General features: G+C 70.7%; 19 protein-coding genes and 1 pseudogene. 3 read left to right on the top strand and 17 right to left on the bottom strand.

Annotation, left to right across the window (positions count from 1 at the left end; translation table 11 throughout):
- From AOM06_RS14925 to rarD, 3 genes are all read left to right on the top strand, one after another.
- On the top strand, positions 1–465 hold a 465-nt coding region (locus AOM06_RS14925), incomplete at its 5' end, for a hypothetical protein (RefSeq protein WP_228372847.1).
- Between the two features lie 15 nt (positions 466–480).
- Positions 481–1,206, top strand: coding sequence for an HlyD family efflux transporter periplasmic adaptor subunit (locus AOM06_RS04030; protein ID WP_062303151.1), 726 nt, complete (start codon positions 481–483; stop codon positions 1,204–1,206).
- Positions 1,207–1,273: 67 nt separating this feature from the next.
- Positions 1,274–2,227, top strand: coding sequence for an EamA family transporter RarD (gene rarD / locus AOM06_RS04025; RefSeq protein WP_062303149.1), 954 nt, complete (start codon positions 1,274–1,276; stop codon positions 2,225–2,227).
- Positions 2,228–2,338: 111 nt separating this feature from the next.
- On the opposite strand, the gene AOM06_RS04020 is transcribed toward rarD, so the two are convergent.
- The 17 genes and pseudogenes from AOM06_RS04020 to AOM06_RS03940 all read right to left on the bottom strand — a co-directional run bounded on the left by AOM06_RS04020 (position 2,339) and on the right by AOM06_RS03940 (position 20,602).
- Positions 2,339–3,343: a hypothetical protein gene (locus tag AOM06_RS04020; protein WP_156163577.1), complete on the bottom strand. Its 1,005-nt coding sequence runs from the start codon at positions 3,341–3,343 to the stop codon at positions 2,339–2,341.
- Complete coding sequence (locus AOM06_RS04015) at positions 3,343–3,882, bottom strand: RNA polymerase sigma factor (protein ID WP_062303144.1); 540 nt, start codon at positions 3,880–3,882, stop codon at positions 3,343–3,345. The genes AOM06_RS04020 and AOM06_RS04015 overlap by 1 nt, the downstream gene beginning before the upstream one ends.
- Before the next feature lie 178 nt (positions 3,883–4,060).
- Entirely contained in the window at positions 4,061–5,059 is a 999-nt protein-coding gene (locus tag AOM06_RS04010; RefSeq protein WP_062303142.1) for a polyprenyl synthetase family protein, read from the bottom strand.
- 3 nt (positions 5,060–5,062) lie between these two features.
- Positions 5,063–6,643, bottom strand: a complete 1,581-nt coding sequence (nuoN, locus tag AOM06_RS04005; RefSeq protein WP_062303139.1) for an NADH-quinone oxidoreductase subunit NuoN — start codon at positions 6,641–6,643, stop codon at positions 5,063–5,065.
- Complete coding sequence (locus AOM06_RS04000; RefSeq protein WP_062303137.1) at positions 6,640–8,133, bottom strand: NADH-quinone oxidoreductase subunit M; 1,494 nt, start codon at positions 8,131–8,133, stop codon at positions 6,640–6,642. The genes nuoN and AOM06_RS04000 overlap by 4 nt, the downstream gene beginning before the upstream one ends.
- A gap of 3 nt (positions 8,134–8,136) precedes the next feature.
- Positions 8,137–10,017 (bottom strand): NADH-quinone oxidoreductase subunit L, encoded by a 1,881-nt coding sequence (gene nuoL / locus AOM06_RS03995; RefSeq protein ID WP_062303134.1) that lies wholly within the window; start codon positions 10,015–10,017, stop codon positions 8,137–8,139.
- 2 nt (positions 10,018–10,019) lie between these two features.
- On the bottom strand, positions 10,020–10,319 hold the full coding sequence (gene nuoK, locus AOM06_RS03990; protein ID WP_062303132.1) for an NADH-quinone oxidoreductase subunit NuoK: 300 nt from the start codon (positions 10,317–10,319) through the stop codon (positions 10,020–10,022).
- Complete coding sequence (locus AOM06_RS03985) at positions 10,319–11,056, bottom strand: NADH-quinone oxidoreductase subunit J (RefSeq protein ID WP_062303130.1); 738 nt, start codon at positions 11,054–11,056, stop codon at positions 10,319–10,321. Before AOM06_RS03985 ends, nuoK begins: the two co-directional genes overlap by 1 nt.
- Entirely contained in the window at positions 11,056–11,724 is a 669-nt protein-coding gene (gene nuoI, locus AOM06_RS03980; protein ID WP_228372855.1) for an NADH-quinone oxidoreductase subunit NuoI, read from the bottom strand. The genes AOM06_RS03985 and nuoI overlap by 1 nt, the downstream gene beginning before the upstream one ends.
- 107 nt (positions 11,725–11,831) lie before the next feature.
- Positions 11,832–13,166: an NADH-quinone oxidoreductase subunit NuoH gene (nuoH, locus tag AOM06_RS03975; protein WP_062303127.1), complete on the bottom strand. Its 1,335-nt coding sequence runs from the start codon at positions 13,164–13,166 to the stop codon at positions 11,832–11,834.
- Complete coding sequence (locus AOM06_RS03970) at positions 13,166–15,652, bottom strand: NADH-quinone oxidoreductase subunit G (protein WP_062303123.1); 2,487 nt, start codon at positions 15,650–15,652, stop codon at positions 13,166–13,168. Before AOM06_RS03970 ends, nuoH begins: the two co-directional genes overlap by 1 nt.
- Positions 15,649–16,977 (bottom strand): NADH-quinone oxidoreductase subunit NuoF, encoded by a 1,329-nt coding sequence (gene nuoF / locus AOM06_RS03965; protein ID WP_062303120.1) that lies wholly within the window; start codon positions 16,975–16,977, stop codon positions 15,649–15,651. Before nuoF ends, AOM06_RS03970 begins: the two co-directional genes overlap by 4 nt.
- Before the next feature lie 11 nt (positions 16,978–16,988).
- Positions 16,989–17,630, bottom strand: a pseudogene (nuoE, locus tag AOM06_RS03960) (NADH-quinone oxidoreductase subunit NuoE); the annotation flags it as partial.
- Positions 17,627–18,970, bottom strand: coding sequence for an NADH-quinone oxidoreductase subunit D (locus tag AOM06_RS03955; RefSeq protein ID WP_062303113.1), 1,344 nt, complete (start codon positions 18,968–18,970; stop codon positions 17,627–17,629). The pseudogene nuoE and the gene AOM06_RS03955, both read right to left, overlap by 4 nt.
- A complete protein-coding gene (locus AOM06_RS03950; RefSeq protein ID WP_062303110.1) occupies positions 18,967–19,683 on the bottom strand; it encodes an NADH-quinone oxidoreductase subunit C in 717 nt (238 codons plus the stop codon). The genes AOM06_RS03955 and AOM06_RS03950 overlap by 4 nt, the downstream gene beginning before the upstream one ends.
- Positions 19,680–20,231, bottom strand: coding sequence for an NADH-quinone oxidoreductase subunit B (locus AOM06_RS03945; protein WP_062303108.1), 552 nt, complete (start codon positions 20,229–20,231; stop codon positions 19,680–19,682). The genes AOM06_RS03950 and AOM06_RS03945 overlap by 4 nt, the downstream gene beginning before the upstream one ends.
- 11 nt (positions 20,232–20,242) lie before the next feature.
- Positions 20,243–20,602 (bottom strand): NADH-quinone oxidoreductase subunit A, encoded by a 360-nt coding sequence (locus tag AOM06_RS03940; protein ID WP_082105297.1) that lies wholly within the window; start codon positions 20,600–20,602, stop codon positions 20,243–20,245.
- Between the last annotated feature and the right edge of the window lie 13 nt (positions 20,603–20,615).

Genomic DNA, 20,615 nt, shown 5'->3' with positions numbered 1-20,615 from the left:
GGGCCCGCCTCGGGCGGACAGGGCGGGTACCCGCCGCCCGGGTACGGACCGCAGGGCTACCCCCAGCAGCCGTACCCCGGCGGCTACCCGCAGCAGCCCGGGTATCCGCCGCCCGGGTACGCACACGGAGGTCATCCGTCGCAGCCCTACGCACAGCAGGGCTACGCGCAGCAGCCGGGCTACCCGCAGCAGCCGTACCCCGGCGGCTACCCGCAGCAGCCCGGATACCCGCCGCCCGGATACGGACCGCAGGACTACCCCCAGCACCCGTACCCCGGCGGCTACCCGCAGCAGCCCGGGTACCCGCCGCAGGCGTACCCGCAGCAGCCGTACGCACCGGGCTACCCGCAGCAGTACGGAGCCCAGCCCTACGGCCAGCCCGGCTACCCGGCCGCGCCGCACGAGCATCTGCACCCCGACACCATCGTCGCCCGCCCGCCCGCCGAGCCCCCGCACCGCGGCTGACAGGAGGATTCGCCCATGTCTTGGATCAACCGGATGCGGTTCGGCCTCGGCCTCGTCGGCGTGCTGCTGATCGGCCTCGTCGGGACCGTGATCTTCAACCAGCGAGAGCACCGCGTCGACAGCATCTCCGCGTCGATCCACGCGATCGAGCACCCCGTCGGCACGGACTACGGGGGCCTGGTGTCGGAGCTGCACGTCGCGGTCGGCGATGTCGTCGCGATCGGCGACCCGTTGCTGGTCATCACCTCGACGGCGCTCGAGCGGGACCTCGCCGAAGGCCTCCTCACGGCGGGCCGCGGCGGCATCTCGAAGGACGGGACCCTCACGGTCCGCGCGAGCGTCCCCGGCATCGTCACGGCGCTGCCGGTCGGGCAGGGCAGCTACGCATGGCAGGGCTCGCCGGTCGCGACCATCTCGGAGATGAACACGCTGTACGTGCAGGCGGACTACCTGGTGAGCACGCTCGACTTCGGCCGCATCACCGATGTCGCTCAGGTGGACATCCGCCTGCCCGACTCGACGGTGCTGACCGGGCAGGTGTCGGCCATGGACGTCGAGGAGGCGGGCGACCAGTCGCTCGTCACCATCCGCGTCGCCTCGGACGAGCTCGCCTGGGGATCCGCCGACGACCTGGTGGAGCCGGGCACCCCGGTCCTCACCACGCTGCACCTGCGGGACGACGGCATCCTCGCGGGCCCCGGCGACATGCTCAGCAGCCTCGCCCACCGCATCGGCCTCTGACCGCTCGGGGCCAGTCGCGCGCCGCTGGCCCTGCTGAGCGGGGGCCAGCGCCTGGCAGAATCGTGCGGTGACCCCCACCTCCCTCGACCGCCGCGGTCTGGCCTACGGCGCATCGGCCTACTTCATCTGGGGGCTGTTCCCCATCTTCATGGCGGCGCTCGAGCCGGCCGGGGCGCTCGAGATCGTCGCGTGGCGGGCGATCTCCTCGCTGGTGGTGTGCCTCGCGATCGTCGCCGTGATCCGCGGATGGTCGCGTGTGATGTCCGTGGTGCGCGACCGCAAGGTGATGGTGCGCCTGGTCGCGGCGTCGCTGCTCATCGCGGTCAACTGGGGAGTGATGGTCTACGCGGTGGTGACCGATCGCGTCGCCTCGACCTCCCTCGGGTACTACATCAACCCGCTGCTCACCGTGGCGCTCGGCGTGGTGTTCCTGCGCGAGCATCTGCGACGGCTCCAGGCGGTCGCGATCGGCGTGGCCGCGGCGGCCGTGGTGGTGCTCGCGGTCGAGATGGGCGGGCTGCCGTGGATCTCGTTGGTGCTCGCGACCTCGTTCGGGCTGTACTCGTTCATCAAGAAGGCCGTGGGGCATCGCGTGGACGCGCTCACGGGGCTCACCGTCGAGACCGCGATCCAGCTCCCGATCGCCGTGGTGGTGCTGGTGCTGGTCGCTCAGGCTGGGGATCAGACGCTCTTCGCTCGGGGCGAGCCTGGGCTCGGCGTGTGGCACGACGTCATGCTGCTCGGCACGGGCACGTGGACCGCGGGCGCGCTCATCGTCTTCGCGGCGGGCGCGCGACGCCTGCCGCTCAACATCTCGGGGCTGCTCCAGTACATCGCGCCGACCATGACGTTCGCGCTCGCCGTCTGGTACTTCCACGAGCCGATGCCGCCCGCGCGGTGGGCGGGCTTCGCGCTCGTGTGGGTCGCGCTGGTGCTCATCACCGTCGACTCGTGGCGGGCGCGGTCGCGGGTGCGAGATCCCCGTGCCGCCGAGTCCGGCGCGGTAACCGAGCCGGTCTGACCCCCGCTCCCCTCCCCCGACAGCGACAACGGAATCCGGCGCGACACGCCGCGGATCCGGGCACGATGCGCGCGTTCCGACGGCGTGTCGCCGCGGGCTCCGTTGTGGCTGTCAGGGCCGGACCGTCGACGCGGCGATCGACGCGTCCGGCGACGGCGAGCTGCCGGGGATGATGCCCGGCTCCCAGTCCTCGATCGCGCTGGTGTCCGGCTCCACCTGGTCCGCAGGATCCACGCAGGGGACGTCCAGCATCCCCGCCGCGTCACGGGTCGCCGTGATGGTGAACGTCTCGCCCCCAGGGAGGTTGGTCACCTTCAGGGCGATCGACTCCACCAGCTCGGGCTGCTCCGCGGGTGGGAACGCGGAGCCGTCTCCCATGAAGGTGACCGTCTCCATGCCCGGACCCATCACCACGGCCTGGGTCACCGCGCCGTCGGGCACCGCGCTCGAGCTGTACCCCATGCCGCCCAGGTCCATGCCGGTGCGGAGCGTCGAGGACAGCCATGCGGTGTCCACCCCGTCCGGAACCCGGTCCGGGATCTCCATGGTCCACGCGTAGTCGTCGATCACAGGTGTCGCGCCGTCCCAGTCGTCGCCCGATGCAGAGCCATCGGTGTCGTGATCGACCACCATGGCCTTGTCCTCGAAGCTGGGTCCCTGATCCGGCCACACGACGATGTATCTCTGTCCGTCGAGCACGTAGAGGTAGCGCCCCTGTGCGTCCGGTTCGAGCCTCGACCAGGTCCCGTCCGGAAGGACCACCACGACCGACTGCTCGGCGGCATCGGTGCGCAGGTCGATGTACGCGCGGAACGCGTACGGCGTGTCGCCGATCGCCGCGGCGTTCGGCGCGACGTACGGCAGCGTGGCGCAGCTCGAAGCGGAGGCCGACGCCGCAGGGACGACGGCGGGCTCCCCTCCCGCGGCGACGGCTGCCACGCCGACCGCGCCGACAGCGGCTGCCCCGACGACGCCGGTGCCCACTGCACGGCGGGCACGCCGGCGCCGCACGGCACCCGCCGCGCGCGCGGCGATCGCGTCATCGACGCCCGCGGCGTCGAGAGCGCCGGCATGAGCGGCGAACCCCTCACGCAACGCATCGTTCAGCTCGCGCATCATCGGCCTCCCTCGGTCCGCGCCTCGACCAGCACGTTCGCGTGGTCCTCATCCCAGTCCGTGGTGACGTCCAGCAGCGGCGCGAGCTGCGCCACCGCATCGTGCAGATACCTCTTCACGGTGCCCTCGGCGATCCCGAGCCGCGCCGCGATCTGCGGCACCGTGAGGTCGTCGAAGAAGCGCAGCACCACGCACACCTGGGTCCGCGGGCTCAGCTGGCGCAACGCGTGGCGGACGTCGAGGCCGGCATCGACATCCGGCGTGCGGGACGGCCTCTCGTACGCCCGGTCCAGGGCGCGTCTCCGGCTCGCGGCGGAGCGGGCGCGATCGATGACGATGCTCGGCATCGCGGAGCGCACGTAGGCCTCGGCCTCGCCCACCGAGTGCAGACGGCGGGGCCGGGAGAACACCTTGACCAGCGCATCGTGCACCAGGTCCTCGGCGTCGCCATCGCGCCCCACCAGCAGTGCGGCGTACGCGATGAGACGAGCCCCTCGCTCTCGCATCAGCTCCTCGACGAGCCCGTCCCATCGCGCCACCGGCGTCCCCCCTCGATCCCTCAACCGCCTCACCCTCCTGAACGGAGGTGGCGCGCGAAACGTTGGTGCAGGTCCTGACAGTTCCAACGGAACTCGGCCCGACACGCCGGGGATCCGGGCACGATGCACGGGTTCCGACGGCGTGTCGCCGCGAGATCCGTTGGGAGTGTCAGCGGGGTTAGGCCGCGCGGGCGACCAGGGCGTCCGCGAAGGTGCGCAGCGCACCCGATGCGTCGCCCTCAGGCAGGCGCGCGATCGCGTCCTTCGCCTTGCGCGCCCACTGCTGCGCAAGCTCCGCGGTCTGGTCGACCACGGTGTGCGCGGCGAGCCGCTCGACCACGGAGGCGAGGGCGTCATCGGAGGACAGGTCGCCGTCGATGTCCGCGAGCAGCGCGACGTCGGCCTCCGAGGCGGACCCCGAGGCGACCAGGCGACGGAGCAGCAGCACGGGCATGGTGGGCACGCCCTCGCGCAGATCCGTGCCGGGGGTCTTGCCCGTCGTGGCGGCGTCGGAGCGCACGTCGATGACGTCGTCGGCGAGCTGGAAGGCCACGCCGGCCGCCTCGCCGTACGCGGTGACCTGGCTCACCACGGAGGCCGGGCAGCCGCCGAACATCGCGCCGAGGCGCGCCGAGGTCGCGATGAGCGAGCCCGTCTTGTCCGCGAGCACCTGGAGGTAGAACGCGATCGGGTCGTCCGCCTCGGACGCGCCCACGGTCTCGTGCAGCTGTCCCAGGCACAGGCGTTCGAAGGTCTCGGCCTGGATGCGCACGGCGTCGGGACCCAGCCCCGCCACCACGCGCGAGGCGCGCGCGAAGAGCAGGTCACCCGTGAGGATCGCGACGGAGTTGCCCCACACCTCATGAGCGGAGGGCGCGCCGCGACGCGTGGGCGCGGAGTCCATGACGTCGTCGTGATAAAGCGTCGCGAGGTGCGTCAGCTCGCACACCACGGCGGCGTCGAGCACCTCGGGTCGCGCACCGTCGCCCAGCTGGGCGCACAGCAGCGTCAGGACGGGCCGCAGCCGCTTGCCACCCGCGTCGACCAGATGGCGCGACGTGGTGTCGGCGAGCTTGTCGGACTGCGAGACGGCGTCGCGCAGGCGCTCCTCCACGAGCTCGAGGCGCGGCAGCAGCTCCGCCTCGAGCGCATCGTTCCCGATCGCCAGGGTCGCCATGGGCTAGCCCGCCGCCCCCAGCAGGAGGACGCCCGCGTTCTCGAACACGGACAGCACAGGTCCGGGCACGATGCCGAGCAGCAGCACGGCCGCGGCGGTGAGGATCACCACCGTGCGCGCGTACGGGCTGAACTCGATCTCGATCGCGTCCTCCTGGCCCTCGGGCACATCGGTGAGGAACATCAGCACGATGAGGCGCACGTAGAAGAACGCCGCGGCGGCCGAGGCCACGACCGCGATGAGCACGAGCGGCCACGCGCCCGACGAGATCGCCGCGGCGAACGCGACGAACTTGCCGACGAAGCCCGCGGTGAGCGGGATGCCCGCGAACGACAGCAGGAACAGCGCCATCGCGCCCGCGAGCAGCGGCGAGCGCTTCCCGAGACCGGCCCACTGGCCCAGGCGGGTCGCCTCGCCGAGCACCGTGCCGTCCTCGGCGCGCTCGCGGACCTGCGAGATCACGGCGAACGCACCCATGGTCGCGAGACCGTAGGAGGCGAGGTAGAAGGGAAGCGCGCTGAGCGCTCCGTCCGGGAAGCCCGCGAACGCCACGAGGATGAAGCCCGCGTGCGCGATCGACGAGTACGCGAGCATGCGCTTGAGGTCCGTCTGGACCAGCGCGACCACGGTGCCGAGCAGCATCGAGGCGATCGCCACGATCCAGAACAGGAGCGACAGCTCCCACTCGAGCGCGTAGAGCGCCTCGTACACCACGCGGATGAGCGCCGCAGTGGCGGCGGCCTTGGTCGCGGCACCCATGAACGCGGTGACCGGGGTCGGCGCGCCCTGGTAGGCATCCGGAGTCCACGAGTGGAACGGCACGGCGCCGATCTTGAACATCAGGCCGACGATCACCATGACGGCGCCGGCGAGGATGAGCGGGTCCAGCCCGGTCGCGGACGCGATCCCGGCGGCGACGCCTGCGTACGCGGTGGTGCCGGTCGCGCCGTAGAGGAACGCGGCGCCGAACAGCAGGATCGCCGAGGAGAACGCGCCGAGCAGGAAGTACTTGAGCGCGCCCTCGTGCGAGAGGAAGCGACGGCGGCGCGCGAGCGCGACCAGGATGTACAGCGGCAGCGAGAAGACCTCGAGCGCGACGAACAGGAAGATGAGGTCCGTCACCGCGGTGAAGAGCATCATGCCGCCCACCGCGAACAGCGCGAGCGGGAAGACCTCGGTCACCTGGAAGCCCTTGCGGCGCGCGATCGTCTCCTCGGTGGAGCCGGGCGCGACCGAGCCGAGCGGCGTGAACGCCTCCTCACCGGCGCGGGTACGGGACGCGAACAGCAGCGTGCCGAGCACGCCGAACACCAGGATGAGGACCTGCCACGCGAGCGCCTGACGGTCGACGGTCATCATGTCCGCAAGCACCACGGTGCCCGCGCCGTCGAGCATGGCCCACTGGACCACGGCGGTGCCGAAGGCGGCGAGCAGAGCCGCCAGCGCCAGGGTGAGCTGCGCGACGCGGCGACGCTCGGGCGTCCTCACGAAGGACTCGACCAGGATGCCTGCGGCCGCCGCGCCGAGCACGATGATGAGGGGCGCGAGCGGCGCCCATGCGATCTCGGGGGTCACGAAGCTCACTCGCCTGCCTCCTGAACGGGAACGGTCGACACGATGTCGGCCGAGGGCTCGCTGAGCACGTCGATCGCGATGCCCGGCAGGAAGCCGAGCACCAGCATCAGCGCGATCAGGGGCCACAGCACCACGCGCTCGCGGCGCGTGAGCTCACGGAACGTGGGCCGGGCCTCGGGCACCGGTCCGGTGAACACCTTCTGGTAGGTCAGCAGCACGTAGAGCGCCGCGAGCACCACGCCGAGCGTCGCGACGATCACCGCGGCCTTGGCGACGGAGAACGCCCCGACGAGCACCATGATCTCCGAGATGAACGGCGACAGGCCGGGAAGGGCGAGGGCGCTCAGGCCGATGACCAGGAACGTGCCCGCGAAGACCGGCACCACCTTCTGGAGGCCGCCGTACTCGGTGACGTCCGCGGTGCCGCGGCGGTGGATGAGGAAGCCGACCGCGAAGAACAGCGCTCCCGTCGAGAGACCGTGGTTGAACATGTAGAGCGCGGCGCCCTCGACCGAGGTCTGCGTGAACGCGAAGATGCCGAGCACCATGATGCCGAAGTGGCTCACCGAGGTGAAGGCCACCAGGCGCAGCATGTTGCGCTGCCCGATCGCGAGCAGCGCACCGTAGATCACGGAGATCACGGCGAACACGATGATGACCGGCGCGGCCCACTCGGCCGCCTCCGGGAACAGCGCGACGCACAGCGTGAGCATGCCGAACGTGCCGATCTTGTCGAGCACGGCGACCAGCAGCGCGGTGGTGCCCGGGCGCGCGTTCTCGGCGACCGTGGGCAGCCACGTGTGCAGCGGGACCATCGGCGCCTTGATGGCGAAGGCGAAGAAGAACGCGAGGAAGATCAGCCGCTCGGTGGACGCCGACATGTCGAGGGCGGTGAGGTTGTCCGTGAGGAACGCCTCCTCGCCGCCGGGACCCTGGAAGTACAGCGCGACGACGCCGACGAGCATGATGAGCCCGCCGACGAGCGAGTACAGGAGGAACTTCACCGCGGCGTAGCGGCGCTGGAGGCCGCCGAACGAGCCGATGAGGAAGTACAGCGGGATGAGCATCGCCTCGAACAGCACGTAGAAGAGGAAGACGTCGCGGGCGGCGAAGATGCCGACCATGAACGCCTCGCTCAGCAGCACGAGCGCGAGGTAGTGCGTCCGGCGGGCCGGGTCGCGGTCCTCCCACCAGCCCGCGAGGATCGCGAGCGGCGTCAGCAGCGCGGCGAGCACGACCATGAGGAGGCCGATGCCGTTGACGCCGAGCGCCCAGCTCGCGCCGATCTGCGGGATCCACGCGTAGGTCTCGGAGAACTGGATCTCCCCGGCGGTGGCCGTGTCGAACTGCAGGAACAGCGCGACGGCGAGCGCGAGCTCGAGCACCGTGATGCCGAGCGCGATCTCGCGCACCCGCTCACGCGCGCCCGACGGCAGCGCCCACAGCACGGCGGCTCCCACGGCGGGGAGCGCGACCATGACGGTCAGGATCGGGAACATGGTTTAGAGACCCCCCTGGACCACGACGAGGATGACGATGACAAGGCCCACCAGCATGGTCAGCGCGTACGAGCGCACCTGACCGTTCTGCGTCTTGCGCACGGACTCTCCGGTGCGCGCCCAGCCGCCGGCCGTCTTGTCGACGGCCGCGTCGACGAGCGCCGCATCGGCGTACACGAGCGTCCGCGTGAGGTGGGTGCCGGGGCGCTCGAAGACGCCGCGGTTGACCGAGTCCTGGAACATGTCGTTGCGCGCGGCGATGGTCGCGAGCGATGCCGCGGGGGCCACCTCGGGCACGTCGGCCGCGCCGTACTTGCGCCAGGCCGCCCACACGCCGAGCGCGACCAGCACGAGCGTCGCGATCATGATGACCGGCACCGGCAGCACGGGCTCGTGGTGCTCGGCGTGGCCGGTCACCGGCTCGAGCCACGTGGAGAAGCGGTCGCCCATCGCGAGGAACAGGCCCAGGAACGCCGAGCCCACCGCGAGGATGATCATCGGCACCGTCATGAGGGCCGGCGACTCGTGCGGGTGCTGGTCGTCGGTCCAGCGCGCCTTGCCGTGGAACGTCATGAAGAACAGGCGCGACATGTAGAAGGCCGTGAGGCCCGCACCGATGAGCGCGGCGCCGCCGAGGATCCAGGGCTGAGCGCCCTCGCCCACGAAGGCGGCCTCGATGATCTTGTCCTTGGACCAGAAGCCGGAGAACGGCGGGACGCCCAGGATCGCGAGCCAGCCCAGGCCGAACGTGACCCAGGTGGTGACCATCGCGGTGCGCAGCGCGCCGAAGCGGCGCATGTCGACCTGGTCGTTCATGCCGTGCATCACGGAGCCCGCACCGAGGAACATGCCGGCCTTGAAGAAGCCGTGCGTGACCAGGTGGAAGATCGCGAAGGCGTAGCCGATCGGCCCCAGGCCCGCGGCGAGCATCATGTAGCCGATCTGCGACATGGTCGAGGCGGCGAGCGCCTTCTTGATGTCATCCTTCGCCATGCCGATGAGCGCGCCCAGGATGAGCGTGAAGGCACCGATCGCGGCGACCGTGGTCTGCGCGGCGGGGGCGCCCGCGTAGATGGGAGCCGAGCGGACGATGAGGTACACGCCCGCGGTCACCATCGTCGCGGCGTGGATGAGCGCCGACACGGGGGTCGGGCCCGCCATCGCGTCGCCCAGCCAGGACTGCAGCGGGAACTGGGCCGACTTTCCGCACGCCGCGACGAGCAGCGCGAGGCCGATCGCGGTGAGCTGCGCGGTGGTCGCGCCGTCCGCGGCCGCGAACACGCTCTCGAAGTCGAGCGCGCCGAAGTACGTGAACATGAGGCCCATCGCGATGATGAGGCCCATGTCGCCGACGCGGTTGACCACGAACGCCTTGTTGGCGGCGGTCGCGTACTCGGGCTTGTGGTTCCAGAAGCCGATGAGCAGGTACGAGGCGAGGCCCACGCCCTCCCAGCCGACGAACAGCAGCAGGTACGAGTCCGCGAGGACCAGCAGCAGCATCGCCGCGACGAAGAGGTTGAGGTACGCGAAGAAGCGACGACGCGAGGGGTCGTGCTCCATGTACGCCACCGAGTACAGGTGGATGAGCGTGCCCACGAACGTCACGAGCATGACGAACGTCATCGACAGCGGGTCCACCAGGAGACCCGCGTCGAGGTTGAGCTCGCCGCCGGGGATCCACGAGAAGAGGTGGACCGCGTGCGAGCGGTCGTGCGAGTCGAGGCCGAGCATCTGGATGAGCGCGACGAGGCCGACCAGGAACGCGGTGCCCGAGGCGGCGACGCCGACCCAGTGACCCCACGGGTCGAGGCGCTTGCCGCCCAGGAGCAGGAACGCGCTGCTGGCCAAGGGCACGGCGATGAGGAGCCAGGTGAGATCAAGCATGGTCAGCCCTTCAGCTCAGCGGGTTCGTCGAGCGAGATGGTCTGGCGCGCGCGGAACACGGCGATGATGATCGCGAGCCCCACCACGACCTCGGCCGCGGCGACGACCAGGACGAAGAACGCCATGATCTGCCCGTCGATCTCACCGTGGATGCGGGAGAAGGCCACCAGGGCGAGGTTCGCGGCGTTGAGCATGAGCTCGACGCCCATGAACGCGATGATCGCGTTGCGGCGCAGCAGCACGGCTGCCGCGCCGATCGCGAACAGCACGCTCGCGAGGATGACGAAGTTGATGGGGTCCATCAGCGGTCGCCCTCCTTGCGCGACGGGTCCTCGAGCTGGGCGCGGAACTCTGCGCCGTCCTGGGTCTGGTTGCGGATCTTGAGCACGCGGGAGACCGAGTGATCGATCGGCTGACCCTCAGGGTCGAGAGCGGGCACGTCGAGCGCGTTGTGACGCGCGTAGACGCCCGGCATGGGCTTGTTGACCGGGTCGGCACCCACCCGCACGCGGTCGCGCTGGACCTCGAGCTGGGTGCGCCGCGGGCGCAGTCGCGGCGTGTGCGTGAGCACCAGCGCGCCGACCGCCGCGGTGATGAGCAGGAAGCCCAGCACCTCGATCACGAGCACGTACTTCTCGAAGAGCATGACCGCGACGACGTCGGGCTCGCCCGTCACCGGGGCGTCGGACACCGCGATGGTGACGCGACCGACGATCGAGACGAGGAAGGCGCCCAGGCCGGCGGCCGTGAACAGCCCGATCCAGCGCTGGCCGACGATGGTCTCCTTGAGGTCCTCGCGCTGGTCGACGCCGACCAGCATGAGCACGAACAGGAAGAGCATCATGACCGCGCCGGTGTAGACGACGATCTGCACCATGCCCAGGAACGGCGCGCCCAGCGTGACGTACGCCGTGGCGAGCCCGACCATGACGAGCACGATCGACATCGCGACGTGCACGGCCTTGCGGGCGAACAGCAGGGACAGCGCCGGGATCACGGTGATCGCGGCGATGATCCAGAACAGGACGGGGTTGACCATCAGATCTGACCCCCGCCCGAGTAGCCGACGCGTGCGCTGCTCATGGCGCCGGCCGCGTGCTGCGGCGACGTGTAGCGGACCTGGTGCGGCGCATCGTCCTCGACCGGGGCCTTGCCGCGGTTCTCGGGGAGCGTCGCATCGTCCGGGCGCTGCTCGCGCACCCACTCCACCTGCTCCTCGACGGGGCCGGTGACCTCGCCGCGGTAGTAGGAGCCGTCGGTGGTGCCGGGCACCATCGGGTGCGGCGCCGCGAGCATGTTCTTGCCCATGGGGGCCAGAAGGTCCTGCTTCTCGTAGATGAGGCCCTCGCGCGTGGGACCGGCGAGCTCGTACTCGTTGGTCATGGTGAGCGCACGCGTGGGGCACGCCTCGATGCACAGGCCGCAGAAGATGCAGCGCAGGTAGTTGATCTGGTAGACGCGGCCGTAGCGCTCGCCGGGGCTGACCTGGTTGTCGGGCGTGTTGGAGTCCGCCTCGACGTAGATCGCGTCTGCGGGGCACGCCCACGCGCACAGCTCGCAGCCGATGCACTTCTCGAGGCCGTCGGGGTGACGGTTGAGCTGGTGCCGGCCGTGGTAGCGCGGCATGGTCGGCACCTTGACCTTGGGGTACTGCTCCGTCACGGTGGGACGGAAGAAGTTCCTCAGGGAGACGCCGAAGCCGGCCACGGGCGCGAGCGCCTCGAGGAACGGCCCGCGCTTGGGGAAGTTGGACTCGAAGGTCTCGCGCTCGCCGTCGCGCTCGCGGTTGACCTTCCAGACGTCGTCGGACCCGCTCACTCGGAGTCCTCCTCTCGTGAGCCGACATGCGCGTCGACCGTGCGGCCCGAACGCGGCGAGGGGGGAAGCACCTGGTGCGGCATCGGCGGGACGGGGTAGCCGCCCGCGAACGCGTCGAGCACCTCGGGCTCGGCGTCCTCGTCGGCGCCCTCCTCCGCCTTGGCCTGCGCGTCGGAGACGAAGCTCCACACCGCGACGACCAGGAGGATGGCGATCAGCCCGGCGACCGCGTCGTAGACGTTGAGGTCGCGGTTGTAGTGGTCGAAGGCCGCGCGGCCCACGGCGAAGAACACCACCCAGCCGAGGCCCACCGGGATGAGCACCTTCCAGCCGAACTTCATGAACTGGTCGTAGCGGAAGCGCAGCACCGAGCCGCGGATCCACACGAACACGAACATGAGCAGCCAGATCTTCGCGATCAGCCACAGCGGCGGGAAGATGCCGGTGTTGAGGAGCTCGTGGCCGGGCCAGGAGGCCGGCCACGGGGCGTGCCAGCCGCCCAGGAACAGCGTCGAGGCGACCGCCGAGACGTTGATCATGTTCATGTACTCGGCGAGGAAGAACCACGCGAACTTCATGGACGAGTACTCGGTCATGAAGCCGGCGACCAGCTCGCCCTCGGCCTCGGGGAGGTCGAAGGGCAGGCGGTTGGTCTCGCCGACCATCGAGATGACATAGAGGATGAACGCCGGGAACAGCGGCCAGATCCACCAGCGGTCGGTCTGCGCCTCGACGATGCCCGACGTGCTCATGGTGCCCGACAGCAGGAACACCGTGACGAGCGAGAGGCCCATGGCGAGCTCGTAGGAGATCACCTGGGCCGTCGAGCGGATCGCACCCATGAGCGGATACGTCGAGCCCGAGGCCCAGCCGCCGAGCACGATGCCGTACACGCCCACCGCGGCGCACGCGAGGATGAACAGCACCGCGACCGGGAAGTCCGTGAGCTGCAGCGCAGTCTCGATGTCGGTGCCGGGGATGTGAGTCACGGGGCCGAAGGGGATCACCGAGAAGATCAGCAGCGCGCTGAACACCGAGATCATCGGCGCCGCGATGTAGAGGATCTTCTCCGAGGCCCGGACGGTGATGTCCTCCTTGAACAGGAGCTTCATCGCGTCCGCGACCGACTGGAGCAGGCCGAACGGGCCGAGGCGGTTCGGTCCGGGGCGCTCCTGCAGGCGGCCGATCACGCGGCGCTCGAACCACACCGCGAACAGCACGGAGGTCAGCAGGAAGACGACGATCAGCACGGCCTTGACGATGACCAGCCACAGCGGGTCGGCGGCCAGCGCCTCCGCCACGGGGACCGTGGACGCGGGCAGGACGGCCATCATGCGGCTCCCTTCACGGAGACGACGGCGCCGGCGGTCGCGCGAAGGTCGCGCGCCACCCAGGAGCCGGGGGACTTGGCGGGCACCCACACCACGCCGTCGGCCATGTCGGTGACCACCACGGGCAGCTCGATGCTGCCCGCGTCGGTCGACACCGCGACGGAGGCCGTGGCGCCGATCGCATCGGCCGTGGCCTGCGACATGCGCGCGACCGCGACCCGACCGGTGCCGGCGAGGTAGGGCTCGCCCTCCTGCAGCGCGCCCTCGTCGACCAGCTGGTGCCAGGTCGCGAGCACGGCCGTGCCCTTCTTGGTGCGGGCCTTGCCGGCGGCGCGGGCCTTGGGGCCCGCGGGGCGCTCGGCGTCGGCCGCGGCACCCAGGGCCGCGAGCTCGGCGTTGACAGCCTCGACCGTGGCGGTGCCGAGCTCGACGCCCCACTCGCGGGCGAGCAGGTCGAGCACCCGGTGGTCGGACATCGCGTCGGTGCGGATCGCCGTGGCGAAGCTGCGCAGGCGACCCTCCCAGTTGACGAACGTGCCGGACTTCTCCGACGGCGGCGCGACGGGCAGCACCACGTCCGCGGCCTCCGCGATCTCGCTGCGACGGACCTCGAGGGAGACCACGAATCCCGTGCGCTCGAGCGCGGTCGCGACATCGCCCGTGAGGTCGGAGGCGCTCACGCCGCCGACGATCAGCGCGCCGATGCCGCCCTCGGCGGCCTCCTCGATGATCGCGTTGGTGTCGCGTCCCTTGGCGGTGGGAAGCGCGTCGACGCCCCATGCCTTGGCGACGGCCTCGCGGGCGCCCTTGGCGGTCGCCGCGCGACCGCCCGGGAGCAGGCCCGGAAGCGCGCCCGCCTCGACGGCACCACGCTCGCCCGCGCGGCGCGGGATCCACGCGAGGCGGGCACCGGTGGACGATGCGAGGTCGAGCGCGGCGACGAAGGCGCCGGCGGCCTCGGCCACGCGCTCGCCCAGCACGATGACCGCGCCGGGCTGGGAGATCGCGTCGCGGACGCCCTCGGGGAGGTCGGCCAGGGCCGAGGCCTCGCGGCCGGGGACGGCCTCGACCAGCGAGGCGCCGAGCTTCTGGGCTCCGCGCGACAGGTACGGCGCGACCGCGACCACCTGCTGGCGGCCGAGCGACTTGCGCAGGCGCAGGAACACCACGCCGCCCTCGTCCTCCGCCTCGAAGCCGACCAGCAGCACGGTCGGGGCCTTCTCGAGCTCGCCGAAGGTCACACCCAGGCCCGTGCCCGCGACCTGCGAGCCGAGGAAGGCCTGCTCCTCGTCGCTCACGGCGCGCGCACGCGCGTCGACGTCGTTGGTGCCCAGCACCACGCGCGCGAGCTTCTGGTAGGCGTAGGCGTCCTCGAGCGTGACGCGACCGCCCACCAGGACGGCGGCGCCGCGCGCCGCGCCCTCGGCATCGGCCGCCGTCGCGGCCTTGATGCCGGCGGCCGCGGCCGCGAGGGCCTCGGGCCACGAGGCCTCGACCAGCTCGCCGTCCTTGCGCACCAGCGGGCGCGTGATGCGGTCGGAAAGGTTCTGCCACGCGAAGGCGAAGCGGTCCTTGTCGGAGATCCAGTCCTCGTTGACCACCGGGTCGTTGTCGGCGAGGCGACGGAGCACCTGGCCGCGGCGGTGGTCGATGCGGATCGCGGAGCCCGACGAGTCGTGCTCGGAGATCGCCGGCGAGGACACCAGGTCGAACGGGCGCGAGCGGAAGCGGTAGGCCGCGGAGGTGAGCGCGCCCACGGGGCAGATCTGCACCGTGTTGCCGGAGTAGTACGAGGAGAAGGCCTTGCCGGCCTCGTCGACGGTGGCCGCGCCCACGGGGCGGTAGCCGTCGAAGTCGAGCACGTCCTCGTCGAACGTGCCGATCTGCTGCTGCGCGCCGCGGTTCTGGAGGTCGATGAACGCGTCGCCCGCGATCTCCTTGGAGAAGCGCGTGCAGCGCTGGCACAGGACGCAGCGCTCTCGGTCGAGCAGGATCTCCGAGCTGAGCGGCAGCGGCTTCTCGAAGACACGCTTGACGTCGACGAAGCGCGTCTCGGGGCGGCCGTGGCTCATCGCCTGGTTCTGGAGCGGGCACTCGCCGCCCTTGTCGCACACCGGGCAGTCGAGCGGGTGGTTGATGAGCAGCAGCTCCATCACGCTCTTCTGCGCGCGGTCCGCCTCCTCGGAGGTGTGCTGCGTGTTCACCACCATGCCGGGGGTGACCGTCATCGCGCACGAGGGCTGCGGCTTGGGGAACGCGCGCAGGTTGCCGTCGGGCCCCGGGGACGCGACGTCGACCAGGCACTGGCGGCACGCGCCCGCGGGCTTGAGCGCGGGGTGGTCGCAGAAGCGCGGGATCTCGATCCCGATCTGCTCCGCCGCGCGGATGATGAGCGTGCCCTTGGGCACCGTGACCTCGGTGCCGTCGATGGTCAGCGTGACGGTCTCGACGGCCTCCGTTGCCGGCTTGTCCGCGGTCGCGGTCATGCGTGCGCCTCCTCGGTGGCGGGCGTGTCGGAGTACTCGAAGAGTGCCGACGCCGCGTGATCGAACGGGCATCCGCCCTGCGTCACGTGGGCCTCGTACTCCTCGCGGAACAGCTTGATGGACGAGTTGATCGACGAGGTCGCGCCGTCGCCGAGCGCGCAGAACGAGCGTCCCAGGATCGAGTCGCACGTGTCGAGCAGCTGCTGGATGTCGGCCTCGGTGCCCCGGCCGCCCTCGATCCGCTTGAGGATCTGGGTGAGCCAGAACGTGCCCTCGCGGCACGGCGTGCACTTGCCGCAGGACTCGTGCTTGTAGAACTCGGTCCAGCGCGTGACGGCACGGACCACGCACGTGGTCTCGTCGAAGATCTGCAGCGCGCGCGTGCCGAGCATCGAGCCCGCGGCGCCCACCGCCTCGTAGTCGAGCGGGGTGTCCAGCTGCTCGGCGGTGAACATCGGGGTGGACGATCCGCCGGGGGTCCAGAACTTGAGCTCGTGGCCCTCGCGGATGCCGCCGGCGAGCTCGAGGAGCTCGCGCAGCGTGATGCCCAGCGGCGCCTCGTACTGGCCGGGACGCTTCACGTGACCGGACAGCGAGAAGATGCCCATGCCCTTCGAGCGCTCGGTGCCCATCGCGGTGAACCACTCGACGCCGTTGCCGATGATCGACGGCACCGACGCCACCGACTCGACGTTGTTGACCACGGTCGGGCGCGCGTACAGGCCGGCGACCGCGGGGAACGGCGGCTTGAGGCGCGGCTGGCCGCGGCGGCCCTCGAGCGAGTCGAGGAGCGCGGTCTCCTCGCCGCAGATGTAGGCGCCGGCGCCCGAGTGGACGGTGACGTCCAGGTCGAAGCCGCTGCCGTGGATGTTCTTGCCCAGGTGGCCGGCCTCGTACGCCTCGCGCACCGCCTGCTGCATGCGGCGGTGGACGTGCGCGACCTCGCCGCGGATGTAGATGAAGGCGTGGTTGCAGCCGATCGCGAAGGACGTGATCGCGACGCCCTCGACCAGCGCGTGCGGCGCCTGGAGCATCGTCGGGATGTCCTTGCACGTGCCCGGCTCGGACTCGTCGGCGTTGACCACGAGGTAGCGCGGCTTGCCGTCGTCCGGGGGCAGGAAGCCCCACTTCATGCCGGTCGGGAAGCCCGCGCCTCCGCGGCCGCGGAGGCCGGAGTCCTTGACCGCCTGGATGAGGTCGCCGGGCGCCATGCCGAGGGCCTTCTTCAGCGGCGCGTAGCCGCCGGCCTTCGTGTAGGTGTCGAGGCTCCAGGACTGGTCCGCGCCCCAGGTGGCGGTCAGCACCGGTGTCAGCGTGGTGGTCACTTCGCGCCCTCCGTCCAGCCCTGGCCCTTCGCGGCCTCGAGGCCGGCCAAGGCGGCCTCTCCGGCACCCTGGTCCTCGTTCGCGCGCCCGTCGTCGAAGCCCGCGAGCACGCGGGAGACCTGCTTGAACGAGCACACCTTGGCGGGGCCGCGCGTGGGGGCGACGTCCTTGCCCGCGATCAGGTCGTCCACGACCTGCTTGGCGGACTCGGGGGTCTGGTTGTCGAAGAACTCCCAGTTGACCATCATCACCGGGGCGTTGTCGCACGCCGCGTTGCACTCGAGACGCTCGAGGGTGATCTTCCCGTCCTCGGTGGTCTCGTCGTGGCCCACGCCGACGTGCTCCGAGAGCTCGTCCCAGATGCGGTCGCCGCCCATGACGGCGCACAGCGTGTTGGTGCACACGCCCACCTGGTACTCGCCGTTGGGACGGCGCTTGTACTGCGTGTAGAACGTCGCGACCGCGGAGACCTCCGCGGCCGTGAGCTCGACCTGGTCGGCGCAGAACTGGATGCCGTCGGGGCTCACGTAGCCGTCGACGGACTGGACCAGGTGGAGCATCGGCAGCAGCGCGGAGCGCTTGACCGGGTAGCGCGCGATGATCGCGGCCGCGTCCTCGGTCAGCTGCGCGAGCGTGGTCTCGTCGTAGGTCATCGGTCGACGCCTCCCAGCACCATGTCGATGGTGGCGATGGCGACCACCACGTCGGCGACCTGGCCGCCCTCGGTGAGGATGCCCAGCGCCTGAAGGTTGTTGAAGCCCGGGTCGCGGAAGTGCGCGCGCCACGGCTTGGTGCCGCCGTCCGAGACGAGGTGGACGCCCAGCAGGCCCTTGGGGCCCTCGATCGCCGAGTACACCTGGCCGGCGGGGACCTTGAAGCCCTCGGTCACCAGCTTGAAGTGATGGATCAGCGCCTCCATGGACTCGCCCATGATGTGGCGGATGTGGTCCAGCGAGTTGCCCTGGCCGTCGGAGCCGACCGAGAGCTGCGCGGGCCACGCGATCTTCTTGTCCGCGACCATGACGGGCTCGCCCTCGCTCGCCTCGAGGCGGTCGGCGCACTGGGCGACGATCTTGAGGGACTCGTAGCACTCCTCGAGGCGCAGCACCACGCGCGAGTACGCGTCGCCGTCCGTGCTGGTGGGCACCTGGAAGTCGTAGGTCTCGTAGCCGCAGTACGGCTCCGACTTGCGGAGGTCGTACGGCAGGCCCGCGGAGCGCAGGATCGGGCCGGTCACGCCGAGCGCCATGCAGCCCGCGAGGTCGAGGTTCGCGACGCCCTTGAGGCGGCCCTTGAAGATCGGGTTGGCGAGCTGGAGGTCGACGAGCTCGTCGAGCTTCTGCTTGACCTTGGGGATCATCTCGCGGATCGCCTTGACCGCGCCCTCGGGCGCGTCCTGGGCGACGCCGCCCGGGCGGATGTACGCGTTGTTGGTGCGCAGGCCCGAGATCATCTCGATGACGCGGAAGGTGTCCTCGCGCGCGATGAACGCGGTGGTCATGACCGTGGTCGCGCCCATCTCGTTGCCGCCGGTGCCGACCGCGACCAGGTGGGAGCCGATGCGCGTGAGCTCGGCCATGAGGACGCGCAGGACGTTCGCGCGCTCGGGGACGTCGTCGGTGATGCCTAGCAGCTTCTCGACGCCGAGGCAGTAGACCAGCTCCTGCGACATGGACGCGACGTAGTCCATGCGGGTGCAGAAGGTCACGCCCTGGGTCCAGGTGCGGTACTCCATGTTCTTCTCGATGCCCGTGTGGAGGTAGCCGATGCCGGCACGGGTCTCCGTGACCGTCTCGCCCTCGATCTCGAGCATGACGCGCAGCACGCCGTGCGTGGACGGGTGCTGCGGGCCCATGTTGACCACGATGCGCTGCTGGCCCAGGCGGGCGGCCTCGTCAGCGATCTCGCTCCAGTCGCCGCCGTAGGCGCTGTACTCGGGGGCGTCCGGGTCGTCCGTGAAGGCCCCGGTGGCGTGCGGTGCAGTCTGGGTCATCGGTACTGCCTCCGGTTGTCGGGCGAGGGGATCTCCGCGCCCTTGTACTCCACGGGGATGCCGCCGAGCGGGTAGTCCTTGCGCTGCGGGTGGCCTACCCAGTCGTCCGGCATCTCGATGCGGGCGAGCGAGGGGTGGCCGTCGAAGACGATGCCGAAGAAGTCCCAGGTCTCGCGCTCGTGCCAGTTGTTCATCGGGTAGACCGAGACGATGGACGGCATGTGCGGGTCGGCCTCGCTCACCGCGACCTCGAGGCGGAGGCGGCGGTTGTGCGTGATCGACTGCATCGGGTACACGGCGTGCAGCTCGCGGCCCGCATCGGCCGGGTAGTGCACGCCCGAGACACCGAGGCACATCTCGAAGCGCAGGTCCTGGTCGTCGCGCAGGTGCTGCGCGACCGCGAGCAGATGCTCGCGCGCGATGCGCAGCGTGAGCTCGCCGCGGTCGACCACCACGTGCTCGATGGCGGCCGCCGCATCGTCGCCCAGGAGCTCCTCGAGGACGTCGACGACGCCGTCGAACCACTCGCCGTAGGGACGCTCGGACGCGCCCGGCATCTGCACCGGGCGCACCAGGCCGTCGAAGCCCGAGGTGTCGCCCTGCGCGCCGAACTGGCCCTGACGGACGTTGATGAGCGTGATCTGGTCGCGGTCGCCGGGCTGGGGGCCGCCCTGCGGGGCCCCGGTGCCGGTGAGGTCCTGGGAGTCGCTCAACGCAGCAGGCCCTTCATGTCGGAGGTGGGGGTCGCGGTGAGCGCGGCGGCCTCGGCGGCGGCGGCGATCTCGCGACGGTTGCGCCCCATGGGGGTGCTCTTGACCTGCTCCTGGAGCTCCAGCAGCGCGTGGAGGAGCATCTCCGGGCGCGGCGGGCAGCCGGGCAGGTAGATGTCCACGGGGACGATGTGGTCGACGCCCTGGACGATTGCGTAGTTGTTGAACATGCCGCCCGACGAGGCGCACACGCCCATCGAGATGACCCACTTGGGCTCGGCCATCTGGTCGTAGACCTGGCGGACGATGGGCGCCATCTTGTTGGACACGCGGCCCGCGACGATCATCATGTCGGCCTGGCGCGGCGAGCCGCGGAAGACCTCGGAGCCCATGCGCGAGATGTCGAAGCGCGGGGTGCCCGTCGCCATCATCTCGATCGCGCAGCACGCGAGGCCGAACGTGGCCGGCCACAGCGAGCCCGCGCGCATGAAGCCCACGAAGTCCTCGACCATGCCGAGCATGAACGGGGGAGCGCTCTCCTCAATACCCATGTGTCAGTGCCTCAGTCCCACTCGAATCCACCACGGCGCCACTCGTACACGAACGGGATCGTGATGAGGGCGAGGAAGGTCATGATCGCGATCAGCCCGAACCAGCCGAGCGCGTCGTGCGCGACGGCCCACGGGTACAGGAACACGACCTCGATGTCGAAGACGATGAACGTCATGGCGACCAGGTAGTACTTGATCGGGATGCGACCGCCGCCGGCTGCGCCGGGCGTGGGCTGCAGGCCGGACTCGTAGCGGTCGAGCTTCGCGGCGTTCGCGCGCTTGGGCCCGAGGATCGAGCTGACGAACAGGCCGGCCCCTGCCAGCAGTCCCGCGATCACCATCATCACGATGATCGGCACGTACGGATTCACCGGAGATTCCTTC

The organism is Demequina subtropica, from assembly GCF_000971235.1.
In the GTDB taxonomy this organism is placed as follows: Bacteria; Actinomycetota; Actinomycetes; order Actinomycetales; family Demequinaceae; genus Demequina; species Demequina subtropica.
The sequence above is the reverse complement of the archived record's forward strand: the minus strand, read 5'-3'. Positions and strand labels throughout refer to the sequence as shown.

Bases quoted from the DNA above. Each gene is read 5' to 3' on its own strand.
- AOM06_RS04010 (WP_062303142.1), bottom strand. From the start codon at position 5,059: ATGGCGACCCTGGCGATCGGGAACGATGCGCTCGAGGCGGAGCTGCTG.
- AOM06_RS04020 (WP_156163577.1), bottom strand. From the start codon at position 3,343: ATGCGCGAGCTGAACGATGCGTTGCGTGAGGGGTTCGCCGCTCATGCC.
- nuoK (WP_062303132.1), bottom strand. From the start codon at position 10,319: ATGGACCCCATCAACTTCGTCATCCTCGCGAGCGTGCTGTTCGCGATC.
- AOM06_RS03955 (WP_062303113.1), bottom strand. From the start codon at position 18,970: ATGACCCAGACTGCACCGCACGCCACCGGGGCCTTCACGGACGACCCG.
- AOM06_RS04030 (WP_062303151.1), top strand. From the start codon at position 481: ATGTCTTGGATCAACCGGATGCGGTTCGGCCTCGGCCTCGTCGGCGTG.
- nuoL (WP_062303134.1), bottom strand. From the start codon at position 10,017: ATGCTTGATCTCACCTGGCTCCTCATCGCCGTGCCCTTGGCCAGCAGC.
- AOM06_RS03985 (WP_062303130.1), bottom strand. From the start codon at position 11,056: ATGGTCAACCCCGTCCTGTTCTGGATCATCGCCGCGATCACCGTGATC.
- AOM06_RS04000 (WP_062303137.1), bottom strand. From the start codon at position 8,133: ATGTTCCCGATCCTGACCGTCATGGTCGCGCTCCCCGCCGTGGGAGCC.
- AOM06_RS03970 (WP_062303123.1), bottom strand. From the start codon at position 15,652: ATGACCGCGACCGCGGACAAGCCGGCAACGGAGGCCGTCGAGACCGTC.
- nuoH (WP_062303127.1), bottom strand. From the start codon at position 13,166: ATGGCCGTCCTGCCCGCGTCCACGGTCCCCGTGGCGGAGGCGCTGGCC.
- AOM06_RS03945 (WP_062303108.1), bottom strand. From the start codon at position 20,231: ATGGGTATTGAGGAGAGCGCTCCCCCGTTCATGCTCGGCATGGTCGAG.